This is a genomic window from Streptomyces luomodiensis (assembly GCF_031679605.1).
In the GTDB taxonomy this organism is placed as follows: Bacteria; Actinomycetota; Actinomycetes; order Streptomycetales; family Streptomycetaceae; genus Streptomyces; species Streptomyces luomodiensis.
In genome coordinates, this window is record NZ_CP117522.1 from 9271577 (window position 1) to 9291475 (window position 19899).

Sequence of the window (19899 nt, forward strand, 5' to 3'; positions counted from 1 at the left end):
GATGACCGAATCCATCGTCGAACGCGGGGCTCCGGTGGCCGGATCCGGCGTTCACCCCAAGGCCAAGGCCGCGATCCGCAGCGGTGTGCTCGCCTACTTCGTCGACCAGTTCGACATCTACCTGCCGATCGTGGCGCTCGCCCCGGCCGGCGCCTACTTCCAGTCGACGGGGATCGACGCGGGCACCGCCGCGCTGCTCAACGCGTTCGTCTTCGCCGCGACGCTCATCGCCCGCCCCCTCGGTGCCGCGATCTTCGGGCATTTCGCCGACACCCGCGGGCGCCGCACGAGCACGCTTGTCGCGGTCGCCGGGTTCGGCGTCACCACGGCGCTGATCGCGGCGCTGCCCGGGTACGAAACGATCGGCATGGCGTCGGCGGGGCTGCTCATCGCCCTGCGTTTCCTCGACGGCATCTTCCTCGGCGGGGAGTACACGACGGCGGTGCCGCTGGCCATGGAGTGGAGCCCCCGCCGGCACCGCGGCCTCGTGTCGGGCAGTATCACCTGCACCTCACCAGGCGCGTACGCCGTGGTCGCGGCCATCACGTTGATCCTGCTGTCGGTGATGCCCTCGGCCGGGGTGCACTCGGCCTACGCGCAGTGGGGCTGGCGGATCCCGTTCGCCGTCGGCGCCCTCCTCGCGGTGGTGCTCTTCCGGGCCTACCGCCGGGAAGTGGAGGAGCCCGCGACCGAGCGCACCCGCACCGGCTCGCCACTGCCGCTGCTGTTCAAGGGCGAACACCGGTCCACCATGGTGCAGGTCTTCGTCCTGATGACCGGCACCTGGCTGGCCACCAACGCCGGGATCGCGGTCCTGCCCGGACTGCTGACGTCACATGCCGGGCTGACCGGGCGGCAGGTGTCGGTGACGATGATGGTCGCCACCGCCGTCACCGCCGCGACCTATCCGCTGTTCGGGCTGCTTTCCCAACGGATCGGACGCCGGAGGTTCTTCATCGGGTACGGCCTGTCCGTCGTCGTGATCGGCGCACCGTCCTATGTCCTGGCCATGTCGGTCGGGAACGCGCTCGGCGCCGTCCTGCTCGCGAGCACGCTGGTCGTGGTCTTCACCATCGGCACCTTCGGTCCGATCGCGGCGTACCTCACCGAGCGTTTTCCGGACAGTCTGCGGGCCAGCGGCTACGGGGTCGGATACAGCCTCGCGCTGATCATCCCCGCGTTCTACGCCCTCTACCTGGACGGGATTTCCCACCTCCTGCCCGGACACCTGGCGCCGGTGGTGCTGGTCGTCGTGGCCGGTCTGCTCATCAGCGGCGGGGCGGCCGCCGGGCCGGAGACCAAGGACGTCGCCATGGGCCGCGATACGGTGGGTGGATCAGATGGCGATGAGGGAGTTCTCAGTGGCGCGTGAGGTCGACGGCGCGGTGTCCTCCGGTGACATCCAGGCGGTCAGCCGGGTCGGGCAGATCCTGGGCCTGTTCTCGGGGGAGAACCCGACCACGACCGTCGCGGAGGCGGCCGAGCGGCTCGGGCTGAACCGCAGCACGACCCATCGGTACTTCACCTCGCTGGTCGCCGCGGGCCTCCTGGAGCGCACCCGCGAACCGTCGCGGTTCGAGCCCGGCGGAATGCTGCTGCAACTGGGCGCGGCCGCGCTGGGCCGGCGTCAGGTGCTCGACGTGGCGCCCCCGTTCCTGCGCCGGTTGTGCCAGTCCACGCACCTGACCACGGTGATCAGCCTGTGGGGGTCGTCCGGTCCGGTCGTGTCGCGAACGGAGGAGGACAGCACCCGGTCGGTGCTGGTGACCGTGCGGGTCGGAACGCAGCTCGGGCTGCGCTCGGCGCAGGCGAAGGTCTTCCTCGCCTTCCTCTCCGACCAGCTGCGCGCGGACCGCCTGCTCGCGACGCTGCCGTCCGACGAACGGGAGGAGCTGACCGCGCAGCTGGAGGAGGTGCGCCGGACCGGCGTGGCCAGCGACCACCTCACCGACTCCGGCATCACCGCGATCGCCACGGGAGTCTTCGACGAGTACGGCATCTGCGCGACGATCGCCGTCGTGGGCACGATCCGCACGCTGCCGGTGGACGGCGGTCCCTTCCGCGACGACCTGCTGTCCGCGGCCGCCTCGATCTCCGAGCGCATGGGTGGTGTGGTACCCGTGGCATGACGGTAGGAGCCCATCGGGACGCGGACGGCTCCCTGGACTTCCCGCCTCCGGAGAGCGAAAGGAACACGGGCCATGACCGGCGACGATGTGCTGGAGATCCTGGACACGCTCCGAAAGGCCGGCGCGGACGTCTGGATCGGTGGCGGCTGGGGCATCGATGCCCTGCTGGGCAGGCAGACCCGCCCGCACCGCGATCTGGATCTCATGCACCGCCAGGAACAGGAGCCGGCGGTCGTCGCGGCCCTCGCCGAGGCCGGCTTCACCGAATCGCTCAACTGGCGCCCCGTGCGATTCGTCGTCGCCGATACGGCGGGACGCGAGATCGACCTGCACCCCCTGGCCTTCACACCGGATGGACGCGCCACCCAGGCTTCGCCGGAACCAGGGCGCCCGTTCATCTATCCGGCAGCGTGCTTCGTCACCGGCGTAATTCAGCACCGCACCGTTCCCTGTCTCTCCGCCGAACAGCAGGTCTCCTTCCACCAGGGCTACGAGCCCACCGACCACGACCGCCACGACATGGCCCGGCTCCGCGAAGCGTTCGGGATCGCTACGCACTTCTGAGCCGCTCCACTCGGCGGTAGCTGGTGAGCCGCGTGTTCCGGCTTCATGCGATGTGTCACGAGCGGGTACACGTCTTGTGGCGGAACGTCCACCGGGGGAACGGGCGGACGTGTGGTTCGCTTAGAGTGCCGGTCATGTCTCAGCCAATGATCTTCGAGCGCACCGCTCAGCACCAGCAGTCCACCCGGATACCGTCCCGACGGAAGAAGCAGACCCTGATCGCGGCCATCGGCATCGGCCTGGCCGTCGTCCTGAGCGGGTGCAACGACGACACCGGCGATGCCACGGACAACGACACCAGCGCCGCGGGGTCGAAGTCGCCCTCGGCGGCGTCGTCCCCGTCCTCTGCGTCCTCCGCCCCGGCGAGCCCCTCGGGCGATCAGCCGTCGGTCGCGGGATGGCAGACGCAGACCGCGCAGAAGCACCACTTCCGCTACGACGTGCCCGCCAAGGCCGAGAAGTGGAAGGTCCTCGGCGAGGACACGGCCCTCTCCTACACGGACAAGGACGGCCAGCCGATCGTCGTCATGACCGCGGCCGCCAACTACCGCGAGGGTGGCTGCGCGTCGAGCCCCAACCCGAAGGCATTCGGCGAGGCGGGCAAGGGACAGCTGGCCACCGTCGGTACCACGGGCGGCGGCAAGGACGGCACCCTCCAGGAGAACGCGCGTAACTGGGCGGGCAACTGGGGCTTCGCCGCGTACGGCGGTGCGGACCACAAGCCCAAGATCGAGGTCAGCCAGGCCAAGCCGTGGAAGCAGGGCGGCATCGACGGCTACACCGCGACCGCCCAGGTGACCGTCACCAACCGCCCCAGCTCATGCGTCCCGCCGAAGGCCGTCGTGCACAGCATCGCGCAGAAGCTCCCCGACGGCACCATGCACGGCTGGGTGATCTACGCGGACCAAGGGGTGCCGAACGCGCTGACGGACGCCGAGATCAAGAAGATCATGAGCACGGTCCGGTCCACCAGCAGCTGACACGCTGAAGCGAGGAAGGCGCAGGACCTGAACCCCGGCCACCGGCGGGTGCGGGTCCTGCGCCGGAGTTCCCATCCGCCGGATACGCACATGTGTTCGTGTGATCACCCGTTCGTGAGTTCCGTCGTCCTCTCACTCCCCGCGAGACGATGCTGAAAGGGGGGCGCGCGACCGGCGACGCCCCCGATGGGTGAGGGGAGAAGGCGTGGCTGGGGATACCGGGCGCCGTGGGGGCCTGGACGGGCAGGCGGTGTTGCTGGTGGCGGGTCTTGCCGACGTGGCGGTGAGCACTCTGGGTTCGGCCGTGGGAACGGTGCGTGGGTTGTTGCGCCGTTCGGACACCGCGCAGCTGGCCGCGGACGCCGAGCGGGACCTGATGGCGCGCGGGCGCCTGGCTCTGGACCGGTATGCGGCTGTGCCGCCGGCCCACCTCGAGGTGCTGGCTCAGCATGTCCTGGCCCGGCGGGCGGGCGATGGCGTCTGACCGGTGGGACGCGTCGACGTTCAAGGCCCGCGTCGATGAGGTGCTGTGGCGGTTCGTGGGGGCGGAAGCCGACCGGCTGGCAGCCATCGACGCGGCCCTCGATCCGGTCGCCGATCAGCTGCGAGCGGCGGTGGTGGCAGGCAAGCGGCTGCGGGCGGCGTTCTGCTACTGGGGCTGGCGGGCGGCCGGGCAGCCGGACAGTGACGCCATGGTGCGGGCGGCGGCCTCGATGGAGCTGGTGCACGCCGCGGCGGTGGTCCATGACGACCTGATCGACGACAGCCCGCTCCGGCGTGGCCGGCCCACCGTCCACATGGCATTGCGGTCCGCCGTGGCCGGTCGGCCCCGGGCCGCGCACACCGGACAGGCGCTGGCGATGCTCGTGGGCGACCTGCTGATGTCGCTCGCGGGACAGCTGTTCGCGACCAGCGGTCTGCCCGCCGCGTACCTCGGCCGGGCACGCCCGCTGTGGGGGACCCTGGCACGGGAGCTGATCGCCGGTGAGTGCCTGGAGATCCTGCACACCGCGGGCACCCCCGACGTGGCGGCTTCGCTGAAGGTGGTGCGCTACAAGACCGCCAAGTACACCGTCGAGCAGCCGCTGCTGATCGGCGGCGCCCTGGCCGGGGCCGGGGACCGGCTGTGCGCGGGCTACTCCGGCTACGGTGTGCCGCTGGGGGAGGCGTTCCAGCTGCGGGACGATCTCCTCGGACTGTTCGGCGACGAGCGGCTCACCGGCAAGTCCGCCGCGGATGACCTGCGCGGCCACCGCCCCACCGCGCTGCTGGCGGAGACGTGGTGCCTGGCCGACGACACCGAGCGTGAGCGGCTGCGTGCCCTGCTCGGGCGTCCGGACCCGGACGGGGAGTGCCTCGACACGGTACGGGAGCTGATGCGCCGCCTGAAGGCGCCGGACCGCGTCGAGACCATGATCGGCGAACGGGTCGACGCGGCACTCGCCGCGCTGGACACGCTGCACCTGCCCGCGCCCTCGGCCGAAGCCCTGCACGCCCTGGCGCACTCGGCCACGGTTCGCCAGTACTGACCTGCTTTCCGGCCGGCACACAAGGAGCACTGCCATGACCTACACCGAGACGTCGCTGGACGCTCTGCGCCAGGCCGGTGACGAACTGGCCGACGCCACCGTCGCCACACTCTTCGAACGCGGGGAAGTCGGCACGTTCAACACGCTGATGCGCTACGTCTCCACCGTCGGCGCCCCCCTGCCCGACGGGCTGCCGGAGGTGGCTCGCGCGTACCTTGAGGCGACCAGCGTCCCGCCCGCCTGGGTGGACTGGGGGGAGATGGAGAAAGCACGGCTGTTCTTCATCGACAACAACGTGCACATCTCCACCGCGCTGTCCTTCGCCTCCATGCCCGCCTGCTACCTGGTTCCCCGCGTGGCGAAGCTGTTGTCGGCCACCCACTCACTGAAGTACCCGTCCAAGCGGATGGCGGAGACCGGCCAGTTCACCGTCTACCTGATGCGGCCCGACGCCTTCGAGGCCGGCAGCCGGTTCATCCCCGCCGCCCAGAAGGTCCGCCTGCTGCACGCCTCCATCCGCCACCACCTCAAGCGCGAGAACCGCTGGGACAGCGAGGCGCTCGGGACACCGATCTGCCAAGAGGACATGATCGGCGGGCAGATGTTCTTCTCCCTGCTCGTCCTCGACAGCCTGCACCGCCTCGGCATCCACCTGTCCACCGAGGGCGCGGAGGCCTACTACTACGCCTGGCGCGTGGTCGGCGCCATGCTCGGCGTCGACCAGGACGCGGTCCCCAAGACCCTCGAGGAAGCCCGCCAGTTCCTCGATGCGTACATGACTCGGTACATGGGCCCCTCCGACGAGGGCGCGCACCTGACCCGGCAGCTCATCGACCTCTACGAGGAGGTCGTCCCCGGCACCTTCTTCGACCCGATCGTCTCCGCGCTCATCCGCTACCTCATCGGCGACACCTGCGCCGACTGGCTCCAGGTCCCCAGCGGCCCGTGGGACAGCGTCGTCAAGGCAGCCCCCCACCTCCTCGGGGTGCTGGAGACCATCGAGGACCGCTCTCCCCTCGGCGCCTGGGCGCTGGACCGCCTCGGCCACCTCACCACCGTCTTCGAACTGTCCTCCCTCACCCGTGGACGTGTCATGCACTACGCCATCCCCGAACACCTCAAGAAGGACTACGGCGTCGCCGGCACCGTGCCCCGCACCCGCCGCTGGACCCCACCCGCACCCACCGTCGCGCCCTGACCCCGTCCCTCCGTGAAGCGGTGGGGCGGTGGGGCGGCGGAGGGCGGTGTGCGAAGCACCGGGGGTGTCCGCCGTCTGGTGGCGGGCACCCCCGGGGGGCGTCATGCGGAGGCGCTCACCGTGGCCGCGAGGTGCTCGCCGACGGCGAAGCCGCGGGTGATGGCCGAGCCGAGGGTGGCGAATTCGGTGTCGACGCCGACGCGGGTGTCCGCGTTGAAGCGCCGCAGGGTCCGTATCAGACCGTCCGGGTCGATGCCGCAGGCGCGGGCCAGGTCGGCGGGGGTGCCGGCGGAGACCATCCACGTCTCGGGCGTACCCGGGGTGGAGCCGGCGATCGGGTACGTGTTCAGGTAGGACTGGTCGAAGACAAGCCACGCCGGGGCGTTGGCGCTGCGGCCGCTGCGCGGGTCGGTGTTGCCGAAGACCCGGTTGAGGTCGTGGTAGTTGGTGGCTTCGTTGACGAACCGCCGGCCCTGGGAGTTGACCGTGACCGAGCCGGGCAGCGTCAGCTCCACGTTGCCCATACGGCCCGACGGCAGGCCGTCGTACCGCTGGGTGGGAGCGGTGATCACTGGCACGCCCCATACGGCGGTCATGTCGGCCCCCGCGGCCAGTCCCAGCAGCAGCCCGTCGCCCTCGTTGCTGGGTGCGCTGATCGGGGTGACCGGGAAAGGCAGGTAGGCGGCGCGTAGCCGCGGGTTCCACCCGAAGCCGCCGGAGGCGAGGACGACCCGGCCGGCCGCCACCCGCGCCGCGCCGTCGGATACCGACACCCGCCACCCCGGGTCACCGCGCTCCAGACCGGTGACCCGCGCCGGTGCGGCGAGCGTCACACCTCGCCTGAGGGCCGTGACCACCAGCCGCCCCACGAGGGCGCCGCCCATGGTGCGCACACCGGACCGCCCGCGCTCGGCGAGCAGTTCCGGGTCGACGGGGGCGCCTTTGAGGGCGTCCCGCTCGTTCATGCTGATCAGCGGGAAGTAGGTGGGCGGGCGCAGGGCCTTGGCGAGCCCCGGGTAGGGGGCCGGGGCGAACGGATCGTTGTCCAGGCCGCGTCCGGTGGCCGCGCCGTCCCATTCCGGGTGGTAGTCGGGGCGGGCGAGCGGGGGAGCGCATCGTCTCGAACGCCGCACCGCGACGCCGCACACCCCTCCCGGCTCGTGCTGCCGTTCACGAGCCGCTGATCACGGACCACATCCCGGGGGAGCGGCCGGCAGCCACGTTCCCGGGTTCCTGACCGCCACTCACGTACTCCACGTGGTCGTACACGTGTCGGAATAGGCGCCGCGCCCATTTTCCGATGCTCTGGTCCGTCAACTGGAGCCGGAGGACCGCGCTGTGCCCTACGCTGGTCCTCTCTATACCTGGGGGGAATGGGTGGAACCTGGAGCAATTGGTGCTCGCTTGGCCTCGAGCGTCGTGTTCCCGCTGATCAGGAGATTGTTCGTATCGGAAAGCACTGGGGCGGGGCTGGTCGACAAACCCGTGCGTGTCTCAGGGCTGGTGTCGTTCAAAGGCGAGAAGCGCACGCTGTCCGACCGCGAGTTACAGAAGATCGCTGATGAGTTGGTGCGACGCGCTGGGCAGTCGACCGGGGTCGAGGAGCGGATGCCGTCCTATGAACGACGCGCGGTGGCTCATGCGGTAGCCGACTCTTTACGCGCCATGGGCGATCTGGACATGGACGATGTGCAAGCGGTAAGCCTTGGCCATTTGGCGTTGTCTCAACGTCTTAGATCTCAGAGTCCGACGGCAACTCTTGGACTGTCGAGCGACGCGATCACGCTGCACGCGGCTGTCATGGACACCGCTTGCCTCCATGTATTGCACTTCTTCACCCAGCGGTCCGCGTTCGTGCCGAGAACGTTGGTCGAACAGAGCCGTCGGCTCGATGACCTGCGAGCGAAGGTCGATGCCTTACTCTTCCGGACCCCATCGCCGGCGGACACCCCCTTCGAGGACCGCTATGCGGCGTACATCATGTCGAAGTACGGCAAGTTGACTATTTTCGGTCTCGATTTTCCTGGTGTGTCCAGTGTGTGGCCTCTGGATGCCGCCTATCTGAGCTTGGACGCGGCATCCAGGGCGGCAAGTGACGTGCCTTTGCTGCTTCCTGCCGATCATGTATTGGAGGGGCGCAACCGAGTGCTCCTCAGGGGCGTGGCAGGGTCCGGCAAAACAACTCTTGTGCAGTGGCTTGCGGTCACCGCGACCCAAGAGGAGCCCGACGAGTCCCTGCTCTATTTGTGGGGACTCGTACCCTTCGTGCTTCCGCTGCGCGCCCTTACCCGAGACGGGGCATCATTCCCGACCCCGGACCAATTTCTCGCGGCAGTGGGCTGCCCCCTGGCGAACCTCCAGCCCACGGGGTGGTTTGATCGCGTTTTGACCTCGGGTCGCGGTTTGATCCTCATCGACGGTATGGATGAAGTTCCAGAAATTGAGCGGGAGAGCGCACGGCGATGGCTGCAAGATCTCCTCGCCGTCTATCCTGAAAACCGTTGGTTGATTACTTCGCGTCCGTCTGCGGTTCGGGACGAGTGGTTGGCCGACGAGGGGTTCATCGAACTGGACATGGCTCCGATGAGCCGGGACAGCGTGGCATCATTCATCAAGCGCTGGCACAAGGCAGCCGGTATTGGTGATCAGTACGCCCCGGAACTGATTCGAGAGGTACAAGCCAAGCAGGCCCTTGGGCGCCTCGCGGCCAACCCTCTGATGTGTGCACTCATCTGTGCTCTGCACCAGGATCGACGCGGCTATCTGCCTGACGGTCGAAAGGAACTCTATGATGCGGCGCTTTCCATGCTTCTCTCGCGTCGTGACCGTGAGCGCGGTATCTACAAACCCGGGATGATCCGAATCGGTGAGGCCCATCACATTCAGCTCATTCAGAAGCTTGCTTACTGGATGATCAGAAACGGTCGAGTGGAGATGGGCCGAGGCGATGCCGTGGATTTGCTGGCGCAGTCTCTTCCGGCCATCCCGCAGGTGGCTGAGCAGGGGACGCCGGAGGAAATCTATCGGCACTTGCTGGTGCGGAGCGGCCTGTTGCGTGAGCCGAGCGTCGGATCGATGGATTTCATTCACCGCACCTTTCAGGACTACTTGGGGGCGAAGGCCGCTGTCGAGGGCCTTGACTTCGATTTCCTCATCTCCAACGCCCACCTCGATCAGTGGGAGGACGTGATCAGGATGGCCGTTGCCCATGCCCGGCCGGCCGAGCGTGTGCGCCTTCTCAATGGCCTGTTGGAGCGGGGCGATTCATCCGTGGACGGTCGCCATCGACTGCACTTGCTGGCCGCTGCCTGTCTGGAACATGCCACGGAATTGGATCCATCCGTCAGAGACGCGGTACAAAAGCGTGCTGCGGCTTTGATTCCGCCCCGCTCGGCGGAGCAAGCGCGAGCATTGGCAGACGTGGGACCCGTTGCTCTGGAACTACTGCCTGGTCCGCAAAATCTGCACCATGAGAATAAAAATGAGAATGAAGACGCCGAAAACGACAAGGCGTCGAACGAAGACTACTTCACGGTTCTGGCGGCCGCGCGCATTGCGACCGATGCGGCGATTCCAGTTCTGGCCCGCTACAGAAGCCACAAGGATCTGCGTGTGCGGGCTGAACTGGTGCGGGTGTGGGGGAGATTCGATACCGTTCACTTCGGGGAAGAAGTGGTGGCATACCTCGATGATACGAATCTCTACTTTCCGGTTTCGAACCAGCGGGAATTGCGGGAACTGCAGAGGTACGGGGGCAGGTCTCGGATCAAGGTTGTCGGGAACATCTCTCAAGAGGACCTTGTAGATGCGGTTTCACGTCACAGGTTGACCCATTTATGGGTGGCTGTGGACGTCGGGTGGACATGGGAGTGGCTTTCCTTGTTCACGAATTTTCAGGTACTCACCCTGGAAACCTCTCTGGTGAGTGTCGACGTGACATCGTTGGCAGATGTGCGGTTGCGTGAGGTCCGTGTGCCGGCCGGAGTCGCTGTCCTCGGCTCCGAGAACCTGTCTCCGGCCACGAAGATCGTTCAGGAGGACCCCATCAGGTAGGAGTCGCTCGCCGGTTGGTGGCGGTGTCAGGCGTAGTGGCGGTAGATGGCCTGCGCCACGCAGGCGGGCTTGTCGGAGCCCTCGATCTCCACGGTGAAGGCGAGCCGCATCTCCACGCCGTTGCCGCGGACCTCGTCGACGGACTCCACCACGCCGTGCAGGCGGATCGTGGCGCCGACCTTCACGGGGTGCGGGAAACGGACCTTGTCCAAGCCGTAGTTGATGCTCATGGAGGTGCCCTCGATGGCCAGCAGCTGGTTGAAGAGGGGGATGATCAGTGACAGGGTCAGATAGCCGTGGGCGATCGTGCCGCCGAACGGGCCGGTGGCGGCGCGCTCGGGATCGGTGTGGATCCACTGGTGGTCGTCGGTGGCGTCGGCGAAGGTGTTCACCCGGTCCTGGGTGATCTGAAGCCAGTCGGTGCGGCCGAGGTCGGCTCCGGCCAGGGCCTTGATCTCATCGAGTCCGGTGGCGGTGCGGGCTGCGGTCATGGCGGGGCTCCTTCAGGAAGTGGTACCGAAGTGGTCGCGGATACGGGGCTTGAGCAGCTTCCCGGCGCCGCTGCGGGGCAGCGCGTCGGTGAAGACGAGCGACTTGGGGATCTTGTAGCGGGCCAGCCGCCCTTCCAGGGAGGCGAGGATGTCCTCGGCGCTCGCCCGGACACCGGGTGCGAGGACCACGACGGCGCGCGGGACCTCGCCCCACGTGTCGTCCCGGACACCGATGACGGCGCAGTCGCCGACGGCCGGGTGTTCGTACAGGAGGTTCTCGATCTCGGCCGGGTAGATGTTCTCCCCACCGGAGATGATCATGTCTTTGGCGCGGTCGACGAGGGTCACGTACCCGTCCTCGTCGGTGCGGGCGATGTCCCCGGAGCGGAACCAGCCGTCCTGGAAGGCCGCGGCCGTCTCCTCGGGCAGATTCCAGTAACCGCTCATCACGTTCGGTCCCTCCACCAGCAGTTCGCCGTGCGGGGCGTCGTCGCCGGCCGGGTCGACGAGGCGGATGTCGCTGAAGAAGTGGGGGAGACCGGCGCTGCCGGGCTTGGCGAGGGCGTGCTCGGCGTCGAGCAGGCACACGCCGGGGGACGCCTCGGTCATGCCGTAGCCCTGGAGGAAGCCGAGCCCGCGCCGTTGGTAGGTGCGGATCAGTGCTTCGGGTACCGGGGCGCCGCCGCACAGCAGCATCCGCAGCGACGACAGGTCGGCCTCGGCGAACCGGGGCTCGGCGGCGATCTGCTGGAACATGGCCGGCACACCGAACATCACCGTGACCCGGAGCCGCTCGACCAGGTCCAGGGTGCGGGCGGGGGAGAACGACTCCTCCAGGACGAGCGTGCCGCCCTTGAGTACAGTGGGCAGACAGGTCATGTTCAGCGCGGCCGTGTGGAACAGCGGCGCGGACAGCAGGGTCACGTCACCGGCCGCGAACTCCCCGTCGACCAGGGTGTTCAGGCTGTTCCAGATGAGGTTGCCGTGGGTGAGCACGGCCCCCTTGGCACGCCCCGTCGTCCCGGAGGTGTACATGATCACGGCGGTGTCGGCGTGTGTCACGGGCACGTCGAGGGGCGCCGGTGTGCCCGCGGCGAGGTCCTCGTCCAGCGTGTCGCCCACGGGGACCAGGCGCGGGGTGCCGCAGGAGAGGGCGAACGGCGCGAAGGCCGGGGTGTGCACCAGCACGCTCGCCCCGGAGTCCGTCAGGCAGTGCCGCAGTTCGGGTTCGGCGAGCCGGGTGTTGAGCGGCACGAAGATGGCTCCGAGCTGGCCGGCCGCGAAAAAGGTCTCCAGGAACGAGGGGTGGTTGGGGCCGAGGAAGGCGACGCGGTCGCCGGGACGCACGCCGAGGTGGCGCAGGTGGTGGGCCAGGCGCGTGCTGCGGTCGTGCAGTTGGGCGTAGGTGATCTGGACACCGCCGTGGACGACGGCGGCACGGTGCGGGGTTTTGCGGGCGCGTCGTGCGGTCCAGGACCCGACGCCGTGGTTGCGCATACGGATGCCCTGCCTTTCGGATGGGTGGCCGAGTCCGCCGGCCGGGGCCGGCCGGGCTCACAGAGGGGAAGAGGGTCAGCTCTTCGTGAGGCCGAGCAGGCGCAGCGCGTTGTCCTTCAGGATGCGGGGCCGTACCTCGGGCTTGATGTCGATCTTCTCGAAGTCGCTCAGCCAGCGGTCGGGGGTGATGACCGGGTAGTCCGAGCCGAAGAGCACCTTGTCCTTCAGCAGCGTGTTGGCGTAGCGGACGAGCTGCGGCGGGAAGTACTTCGGGGACCAGCCGGACAGGTCGATGTACACGTTCGGCTTGTGGGTCGCCACCGCCAGCGCCTCGTCCTGCCACGGGAACGACGGGTGGGCCAGGATGATCGGCAGGTCGGGGAAGTCGGCCGCCACGTCGTCGATCAGCAGCGGGTCGGAGTACTTCAGGCGGATGCCCCCGCCGCCCCGTACGCCCGCGCCGATACCGGTCTGCCCGGTGTGGAAGAGCGCCGGAACCTCCAGTTCCTGAATGGCCTCGTACAGCGGGTAGGCCATCGGGTCGTCGGGCGAGAACGCTTGGAGACTGGGGTGGAACTTGAAGCCCCGCACGCCGTGGTCCGCCACGAGCCGGCGCGCCTGGCGCACCGCCGCGCGTCCGCGCCACGGGTCGAGCGAGGCGAACGGGATGAGGACGTCGGCGTGGGCGGCGCAGTCCTCGGCGACCTCCTCGTTCGGAATCGGCGGGTGGCCCAGGGCGTGTTCGGCGTCGACGGTGAAGACGACGGCCGCCATGCCGCGCTGCCGGTAGTAGTCGGCCGTCTCGGCGATCGTGGGCTGTCGGTGGCCGTGCGCGGCGAAGTACTTCTCCGAGGCGGCCATCAGTTCCGGGCTGAGGGAGGGGTGCCCCGTGCGGGACACCTCCGCGTGGGTGTGCACGTCGATCGCGGTCAGCCGGGACGGGTCCATGGGAGCGGCGGGGGCGGCCATGTCAGTTGCCCGTCGGCGGCTGGGGCGCGGGGATGCCGAAGGTCTCGGGCCGCGCACCGACACCCTCGCTCCAGGCGGCGGCGATCTCGTCGGCGCTCCAGCCGCCGTCCCGGAAGTCGACCGCCTTCTCCTGCGGGTGCGACCACAGCGCCAGCCGGTCCCCGCCGAGGCCGATGGCCTGGCCGGTGACGGCGGCCGAGGCGTCGGAGGCGAGGAAGGTGACCAGGCCGGTGACGTCCTCGACGGTGCCCAGCCCCTCCTGCTTGCGTATCCAGTCCGGCAGGGGCGCTCCGGTGCGTTCGGCCTCCTCGATGGCGGGGCCGAAGGCCGGGATGGTCTTGGTCATCTCGGTGGCCGCCACGGGGATGACGGCGTTCACCGTGATCTTCGCGCGGGCCAGTTCGAGGGCCCAGGTACGGGCCATGGCCGCGATGCCGGCCTTGGCCGCCGCGTAGTTGGTCTGCCCGAAGTTGCCGCGCTGGCCGGCCGGCGAGCCGATCAGGATGATGCGGCCGCCCTCTCCCTGCTCCCGCATCCGCACCGCGGCCGCCCGCGCGCAGCTGAAGGTGCCGCGCAGGTGGACGCGGATCACGTCGTCGAAGTCGTCGTCGGTCATCTTCCACAGGACCTTGTCCCGCAGGATGCCGGCGTTGGTCACCAGCACGTCGAGCCGGCCGAAGTGCTCCACCGCGGCGGAGACCAGCTCATCGGCCGCCGCGGTGGTGCCCACCGCGGCGGTCACCCCGACCGCCTTGCCGCCGGCCGCCGCCACGCTTTCCACGGCGGCGCCGACGGCCTGCTGGTCCACATCGTTGACCACGACATGCGCCCCGGCCGCGGCCAGCGCGCGGGCGTAGGCGAGTCCGAGACCGCGGCCGCTGCCGGTGACGACGGCCACCTTTCCCGTGAGATCCATGGGAGTCCATCCTCCATTGACAGGATTCCTGGCTAAGCAGGACCAGTCTTATGACCAACAGGAATCCTGTCAATGGAGTAGGCTGGGCGCATCTTCCGCAGGGCGCCGCGGCCGTGGCACGCCCTCAGGGACGGCCACATGAGGAGGGCGCCGTGTCGGAAACCGCCATGCAGTCGGCCGGTCGAGGTGGGAAGGCTGCCCCTTCACTGCTGTACCTGGTCAAACGCACCGAGCTGGTCGTGCGGGCACGGCTGGAGGAGGTGCTCAAGCCCGCGGGTGTGACCGCCCTGCAGTACACCGCGCTGACCGTGCTGGAGAGACATGACGGCCTGACCGCCGCTCAGCTCGCCCGCGACTCCTTCGTCACCGCCCAGTCCATGGCCGACATGGTGCGCACCCTCGAGGCCCGCGGCTATGTCGTCCGGCGCCCCAACCCGGCCAACCGGCGCGAGCTCCTCATCGCGCTGACCGACCTCGGGCACCAGCTCCTCGCCGACTACGCAGAGCCCGTGCGTGACGTGGAGCGGCGCATGACCGACGGCCTCACCGCCGACCAGACCGCCCAGCTGCGCGCCGCGCTCGACCACGCCTGGCGACAGCTCTCCTGAGCGGAGCGCGGCCTGCTCACCGGCCGCTACCGCAAGGGCCACCGGCCGTTACCGCAAGGGACGGCCGTCCGGCTCAGGACTCCCAGGGGCAGGCGGCCAGCAGCTGCGCGTACCCGGGGACCGCGGATTCCGGTGACCGCTCCTGGAGGACCCCGCCGGGGAAGGTGAAGGGCGGCGCCTTGTGCGGCTTGGCGGTGGCCTGCGCCACGATGATGTCGGCCATGTCGCGGCCCAGGTCCAGCCTGGGGTAGTCGGCGTGGACGCTGAGGCCGTGGCCCTCGGGGAGCAGGTCCGCCTGGAGGCCGAAGATGTCCGCTCCGATCCCGGAATGGGCCAGGGCGATTTCGGGACGCTTGCGGTTGGCGATCCCCTGGGAGGTGTGCAGAGCGATCGCGTCCCAGACGATCGCCGCCCTGTCCTCGTCCAGCCCGTTCTCGATCAGGAACCTGGCGGCGAGATCGGCGCCGTCGACCTCGAACCGCTGCTCGCCGTCGCCCTCGTCGGTGAGGCCGATGTCGTGGAGCGCGCAGCCGAGAAAGAGCAGCTCGTCGTCGTAGTCCGCACCCGGGTGCAGGCCCTGGTGGTCGCCGATGGTCCGGGCGAACAGGTAACTGCGGAGGCTGTGGTTGACCAGACTGGTGGGGGCGATGCCGGTCAGATAGGTGTGAGCCGTCCGGGCGAGTGCGGTGTCCGGAAAAGCGCTGGAGTAGTCATCGCCGCTCATGAAAGTGCTCCTTGCCAGAGGGTGGTTCGCCGGGGCGGTGCCGGGCCCGGCGACCGGCGCCGAAGGTGGGGGAATGTCAGTTTCCGGGCTCCGTTGTCGATCACTCAAGTGGCCAGATGGCCTGATGTTGCTAAGATCTGGCCATGACGGTTGTCGCGGTGCTCGGACTCGATGGAGCTCTCGGATTCGAGCTGATGACCCCGGGTCAGGTCTTCGGCACGGCCAATACCGTGGACGGCCCCGGCGCGGCGTCCCCTCCCCGCTACGACGTGCGTCTCTGCGCACCGGGCCGCTTCCTCAGCACCGCGGCCGGCTGGGGCGCGGTGGAGATGCGCACTCCGTACGACCTGGACGCGGTGGCCGATGCGGAGATCGTCATCGTCCCGGGCACTGAACGGTTTCTCGATCCTCCGGACCCGGAGGTGGTCCAGGTGTTGCGCGACGCGGCGGCGCGCGGAAGCCGCATCGCGTCGATATGCGTGGGGGCCTTCACCCTGGCCGCATCGGGCCTGCTCGACGGAGCGCGGGCGACGACCCACTGGCAGTGGGCCGATGAACTCGCGCGGCGACACCCCGCCGTGGAGGTCGATCCCACCGTGCTGTTCGTGGACAACGGCCGGACGCTCACCTCCGCCGGTGTGGCGTCCGGGCTGGACGTATGTCTGCACCTCATACGGACGGAAGCCGGGGCGGAACTGGCCGCGCAAACCGCCCGGCGCGTCATCATGCCGGCGTGGCGAGACGGCGGCCAGGCGCAGTTCATCGAGCACGTCAGTCCCGGCGACACGAGTGACTCGCTCCAGCCGACCATCGACTGGATGGAGAAGAACCTGACGGCGCCGCTGGATCTCACGGCGATCGCACGGCATGCGGCGATGAGTGTGCGCAGCCTGAACCGGAAGTTCAGACACCAGATCGGCACCACTCCACAGCAGTTGCTGTTGCAGATGCGCATCGACCGCGCCCGGCGGCTGCTGGAGACCACGCATCTGCCGGCCGATCAGGTGGCGGAAGAATCCGGATTCGGCTCGCAGGCCTCACTCCGCTACCACTTCACACGACTCGTGGGGACATCCCCGCACGCCTACCGGCTGGCGTTCAACTCACACCGTCGCACGCCATCGCGCACGGCTCTTGGCGCGGATGGTGGGTGAGGCGGCTGGTCGATACCGTGCGCTACACTTGATCTTGCTGCGGCGCCCGAACTCCGGGCCGCCGGACGCGCGTTGGTGGTCCAAGGAAAGACGCTCCGCTTCCTGCGGGGAGATGCAGGTGCAAGGCCTGCCCAGCGCTCGGGAGACGAGCCCACCCCGCATGCGGGGTGGGCTCGTTGGGTTTCAGGGGCGTCGTGGTGGCCCGACCCGGCCCCGGCCCGCCGGCCGTCGAGCTGCCCCGGCTCCCGCTGCCCAGGGCGTTCGCCGACCAGGCCCTCCGGGCTCGTGGCCGCACGCCGCCGGCTCGCGCGGCTGCTCACCGGCCCATGGGGGGACGGGCGCGTCAGGCGTCCGGGACCAGGAGGCTCTTCGCGGAGTCGCGGAAGTGGGCGATGAGCGGGTTGCGGTCGTCGGCACGGGTGACGACGACCACCTGACAGGGTTCGACTCCCTCGATGGGTACGGTGGCGAGGTCGTCCCGGAGCGCGCAGCGCCGGTCATAGGCCGGCACGAGGGCGATGGCCTGGCCGTCGGCGACCAGTTCCAGCTTGTCCTCGAAGGTGTCGACGAGCACCGGACCGTGGGGAGCCGGGGCACCGTCCGGGCGGGGATCGAGCCGCCAGAACCCGTTCCACACCGCGGCCATGCCGGCAACGGCCACCAGGGGTTCGTCGGCGAAGTCGGCCGGGCTGACCGACTCCTTGCCCGCGAGGGGGTGGGAGGCGGGCACGAGCAGGACCCGGGGTTCGTCGTAGAGGACGGTCACGCGCAGGCCATCGGTCGGGATCGGCAGCGGCGTGCGGACGACAAGCGCGTCGACCCGGCGGTCGGGCAGGGCGCGGACCTGGTCCCAGTCCAGGTGACGGGTGCGGACGTGGGCGTCGGGATGGCGGTCGCGCAGGTCCCGCACCACGGCGGTGATGACGAGGTCCTCGACGTATCCGATGGTGATCGTGCGCGCCGGCGCCGCGGCGCGCGCGGTGCGCACCGCCTGCTGGGCGGCGTGCAGGAGTGCCTGTGCCTGCGGCAGGAATGCCGCGCCGGCCGCGGTGAGGCCGCTGCCCTGCGTGGTGCGCTCCAGCAGGCGCACCCCGAGGACGTCCTCCAGCCGCTGGATCTGGCGGCTCAGGGACGGCTGGGCCAGATGCAGTGCCTCGGCTGCCCGGGTGACGTTCAGATGCTCGGCGACGACCACGAAGTACCGCACCAGCCGCAGGTCGAGGTCCGAAACGGCGGTGGGCGGTGAGGCGGGGGAGGACTCGTCGGGCATACCGCCGTTATACCGCTCCGGCATGACGGGTGCGAAACAGAACCGTGGACGCCCAGCGCGGAGGGTCGTCGACGCGCCGGGGACCGCCGGCGCCTCACACGCTCACCGCACGTGCAGCGTGTGCGCGATGGCCACCGGGCGCGGCCGTGCCGAGGACGCCGACAACCGCACGAGGCCGAACCGGGCGCCGAACCACGCCGGGTGAACACGCCGATCAGCCGGTGACGCGCCGAGGGCCTACCGGAAGGCGTCGACGTGGTCGGTGACAAAGGCGCGCAGGCCGCGGGGGCTGGTTCCGGTGAGAGAGGCGACATCGTCGGACAGCCACGCGGCGTCTCCCTCCGCGATCAGGCCGAAGACCTGGGCGTTGGAGGCGGCGACCGGCTCGGGCAGCCCTGCCTGGACCATTGCCTCCCGGTGCTGCTCGGGCGTGATCCGGCGGTACTCGATCTCCTGGCCCAGGGCGTGGGTCAGCTCGGCGGCCACGTCGGCGTAGGTGATGAGCTCCGGCCCGGTCAGCAAGTAGGTGCGCCCCACGTGACCGGCGGGAGCGGCTGCCACGGCCGCCGCGCTTGCGGACACGTCACGGGCATCGACCATCCCGAACCGGCCCTCGCCGGCCGACATGACGAACCCGTGCGTCTGCTTGATCATCGGGGCCACGGCGAACAGATTCTGCATGAGGAGATTCGGCCCGAGCAGCGTGTACCGGAGTCCACTCGCCCTCAGGTGAGCCTCGATGCGCGCATGGTCGCGGCGGCGGTCGACGGGGGAGTCGGGTGTGGCCTTGTGATTCGTGATCTTGACGACGTGTTGCACGCCCTGGCGTACGGCGCTGTCGATGACGGCGATCTCCTGGCCGGGAACCGACGGGCTGATGAGCAGCAGGGTGCCGACACCGCGCATCGCCTGATCCAGCGTATGCGGGCGGTCGAAGTCACCAACGGCAACCTCTACGCCGCTCCAGGCGCCGTCCTTCGGTACGCGGGACGTGTCGCGCACCAACGCCCTGGTGGGGAGGTCGCGCCCGGCGAGCAGGCGAACCGCTTCGGAACCGATCCTGCCGGTCGCTCCGGTAACCAAGATCATGGCGTCTCCTTCAACAGGCGTAGAGAAAGTGAGGCCGCTGCGTCACCGCGAGCGGCCTCACAAGCCTGCCTGTGGCTGGTATCGATTGTGAAGGAGGAACCGTTTGGATATATAGGTACCTCATGGATACCAACTCGGGGATCACCTATGCGAAAGACTGTCCGTCGCGCACGGTACTGAGCGTTCTGGCGAACAAGTGGTCGCTCTATGTACTCGGAGTGCTGAGCGGGAACGACCGGCCGCTCCGCTTCACCGAACTGCGCCGGCACATCGAAGGCGTGACGCAGAAGTCCCTCACCCAGGCGCTGCGCAACCTCGAACGCGACGGCCTGGTCAGCCGCACCATCCACCCGACCATCCCTCCGCGTGTCGAGTACCGCCTCACCGACCTCGGCCGCGAAGCGGGAACGCTCACCACCGCGATCGCCGACTGGTCCAAGACCAACGCGGCCCGCGTGCACGCGGCCCGCGCCGCCTACGACGCCCGCCTGGCCGACGACCGGGCCTGACCCGGAAGCTACGGGCCCTGCGAGTGCGACGCCTGGCCCGCGCGGCGGCTCGGGATGACCCTGCGTCCGTGGACCACGTGCCGACCGCTGGCCGTCGGATCGCCCATGCGATCTGACCAGTTGCTCATTATTCCCCCGCGTTATTGACCCAGGTGACGCGTGCCGCATACCTTGCCCGGCATCGTGGCCTGGCGTGCCGTGACCGCCGCGGGTCCCTGG

19 protein-coding genes are annotated in these 19899 nt (G+C 69.2%); 11 read left to right on the top strand and 8 right to left on the bottom strand.

Annotated features, from left to right (window positions below; genetic code table 11):
- Position 1 precedes the first annotated feature (1 nt).
- The 7 genes from PS467_RS39015 to PS467_RS39045 all read left to right on the top strand — a co-directional run bounded on the left by PS467_RS39015 (position 2) and on the right by PS467_RS39045 (position 6400).
- Positions 2-1372, top strand: coding sequence for an MFS transporter (locus tag PS467_RS39015; RefSeq protein WP_311039252.1), 1371 nt, complete (start codon positions 2-4; stop codon positions 1370-1372).
- Positions 1362-2129 (top strand): IclR family transcriptional regulator, encoded by a 768-nt coding sequence (locus PS467_RS39020; RefSeq protein WP_311039253.1) that lies wholly within the window; start codon positions 1362-1364, stop codon positions 2127-2129. The genes PS467_RS39015 and PS467_RS39020 overlap by 11 nt, the downstream gene beginning before the upstream one ends.
- 72 nt (positions 2130-2201) lie before the next feature.
- The gene (locus PS467_RS39025) at positions 2202-2693 is read left to right on the top strand and encodes a nucleotidyltransferase domain-containing protein (RefSeq protein WP_311039254.1); all 492 of its coding nucleotides are present in this window, start codon (positions 2202-2204) and stop codon (positions 2691-2693) included.
- A gap of 134 nt (positions 2694-2827) precedes the next feature.
- The gene (locus PS467_RS39030) at positions 2828-3673 is read left to right on the top strand and encodes a DUF8017 domain-containing protein (RefSeq protein WP_311039255.1); all 846 of its coding nucleotides are present in this window, start codon (positions 2828-2830) and stop codon (positions 3671-3673) included.
- Positions 3674-3878: 205 nt separating this feature from the next.
- Positions 3879-4157: a polyprenyl synthetase gene (locus PS467_RS39035; protein WP_311039256.1), complete on the top strand. Its 279-nt coding sequence runs from the start codon at positions 3879-3881 to the stop codon at positions 4155-4157.
- The gene (locus PS467_RS39040; protein WP_311039257.1) at positions 4147-5202 is read left to right on the top strand and encodes a polyprenyl synthetase family protein; all 1056 of its coding nucleotides are present in this window, start codon (positions 4147-4149) and stop codon (positions 5200-5202) included. Before PS467_RS39035 ends, PS467_RS39040 begins: the two co-directional genes overlap by 11 nt.
- A 34-nt stretch (positions 5203-5236) precedes the next feature.
- Complete coding sequence (locus PS467_RS39045) at positions 5237-6400, top strand: oxygenase MpaB family protein (protein ID WP_311039258.1); 1164 nt, start codon at positions 5237-5239, stop codon at positions 6398-6400.
- A 101-nt stretch (positions 6401-6501) separates the two neighbouring features.
- On the opposite strand, the gene PS467_RS39050 is transcribed toward PS467_RS39045, so the two are convergent.
- Positions 6502-7533, bottom strand: a complete 1032-nt coding sequence (locus PS467_RS39050) for an FAD-binding protein (protein WP_311039259.1) — start codon at positions 7531-7533, stop codon at positions 6502-6504.
- Between the two features lie 244 nt (positions 7534-7777).
- Here PS467_RS39050 and PS467_RS39055 point away from each other — a divergent pair, with 244 nt between their 5' ends.
- The gene (locus PS467_RS39055) at positions 7778-10453 is read left to right on the top strand and encodes an NACHT domain-containing protein (protein ID WP_432280694.1); all 2676 of its coding nucleotides are present in this window, start codon (positions 7778-7780) and stop codon (positions 10451-10453) included.
- A gap of 26 nt (positions 10454-10479) precedes the next feature.
- Here PS467_RS39055 and PS467_RS39060 read toward each other — a convergent pair whose 3' ends face one another.
- The 4 genes from PS467_RS39060 to PS467_RS39075 form a co-directional block, all read right to left on the bottom strand.
- Positions 10480-10944: a MaoC family dehydratase gene (locus tag PS467_RS39060; protein WP_311039261.1), complete on the bottom strand. Its 465-nt coding sequence runs from the start codon at positions 10942-10944 to the stop codon at positions 10480-10482.
- A gap of 12 nt (positions 10945-10956) precedes the next feature.
- A complete protein-coding gene (locus tag PS467_RS39065) occupies positions 10957-12441 on the bottom strand; it encodes an acyl-CoA synthetase (protein WP_311039262.1) in 1485 nt (494 codons plus the stop codon).
- Between the two features lie 75 nt (positions 12442-12516).
- Positions 12517-13389: an amidohydrolase family protein gene (locus tag PS467_RS39070; protein ID WP_311040092.1), complete on the bottom strand. Its 873-nt coding sequence runs from the start codon at positions 13387-13389 to the stop codon at positions 12517-12519.
- Positions 13390-13411: 22 nt separating this feature from the next.
- Positions 13412-14326, bottom strand: a complete 915-nt coding sequence (locus PS467_RS39075) for an SDR family oxidoreductase (RefSeq protein ID WP_311039263.1) — start codon at positions 14324-14326, stop codon at positions 13412-13414.
- Positions 14327-14493: 167 nt separating this feature from the next.
- Here PS467_RS39075 and PS467_RS39080 point away from each other — a divergent pair, with 167 nt between their 5' ends.
- Positions 14494-14934, top strand: a complete 441-nt coding sequence (locus PS467_RS39080) for a MarR family winged helix-turn-helix transcriptional regulator (protein WP_311040093.1) — start codon at positions 14494-14496, stop codon at positions 14932-14934.
- 73 nt (positions 14935-15007) lie between these two features.
- On the opposite strand, the gene PS467_RS39085 is transcribed toward PS467_RS39080, so the two are convergent.
- Complete coding sequence (locus tag PS467_RS39085; protein ID WP_311039264.1) at positions 15008-15658, bottom strand: HD domain-containing protein; 651 nt, start codon at positions 15656-15658, stop codon at positions 15008-15010.
- Positions 15659-15801: 143 nt separating this feature from the next.
- On the opposite strand from PS467_RS39085, the gene PS467_RS39090 reads away from it, so the two are divergent.
- Positions 15802-16812 carry a GlxA family transcriptional regulator gene (locus tag PS467_RS39090; RefSeq protein ID WP_311039265.1) on the top strand — a complete coding sequence of 337 codons (1011 nt, stop codon included), beginning with the start codon at positions 15802-15804 and terminating at the stop codon, positions 16810-16812.
- A gap of 343 nt (positions 16813-17155) precedes the next feature.
- On the opposite strand, the gene PS467_RS39095 is transcribed toward PS467_RS39090, so the two are convergent.
- Positions 17156-18082 carry a LysR family transcriptional regulator gene (locus PS467_RS39095; protein WP_311039266.1) on the bottom strand — a complete coding sequence of 309 codons (927 nt, stop codon included), beginning with the start codon at positions 18080-18082 and terminating at the stop codon, positions 17156-17158.
- A 237-nt stretch (positions 18083-18319) separates the two neighbouring features.
- Positions 18320-19171 (bottom strand): SDR family oxidoreductase, encoded by an 852-nt coding sequence (locus PS467_RS39100; protein WP_311039267.1) that lies wholly within the window; start codon positions 19169-19171, stop codon positions 18320-18322.
- 122 nt (positions 19172-19293) lie between these two features.
- Between PS467_RS39100 and PS467_RS39105 the strand changes: the two genes are divergently transcribed.
- Positions 19294-19680 carry a winged helix-turn-helix transcriptional regulator gene (locus PS467_RS39105; protein ID WP_311039268.1) on the top strand — a complete coding sequence of 129 codons (387 nt, stop codon included), beginning with the start codon at positions 19294-19296 and terminating at the stop codon, positions 19678-19680.
- Positions 19681-19899 lie beyond the last annotated feature (219 nt).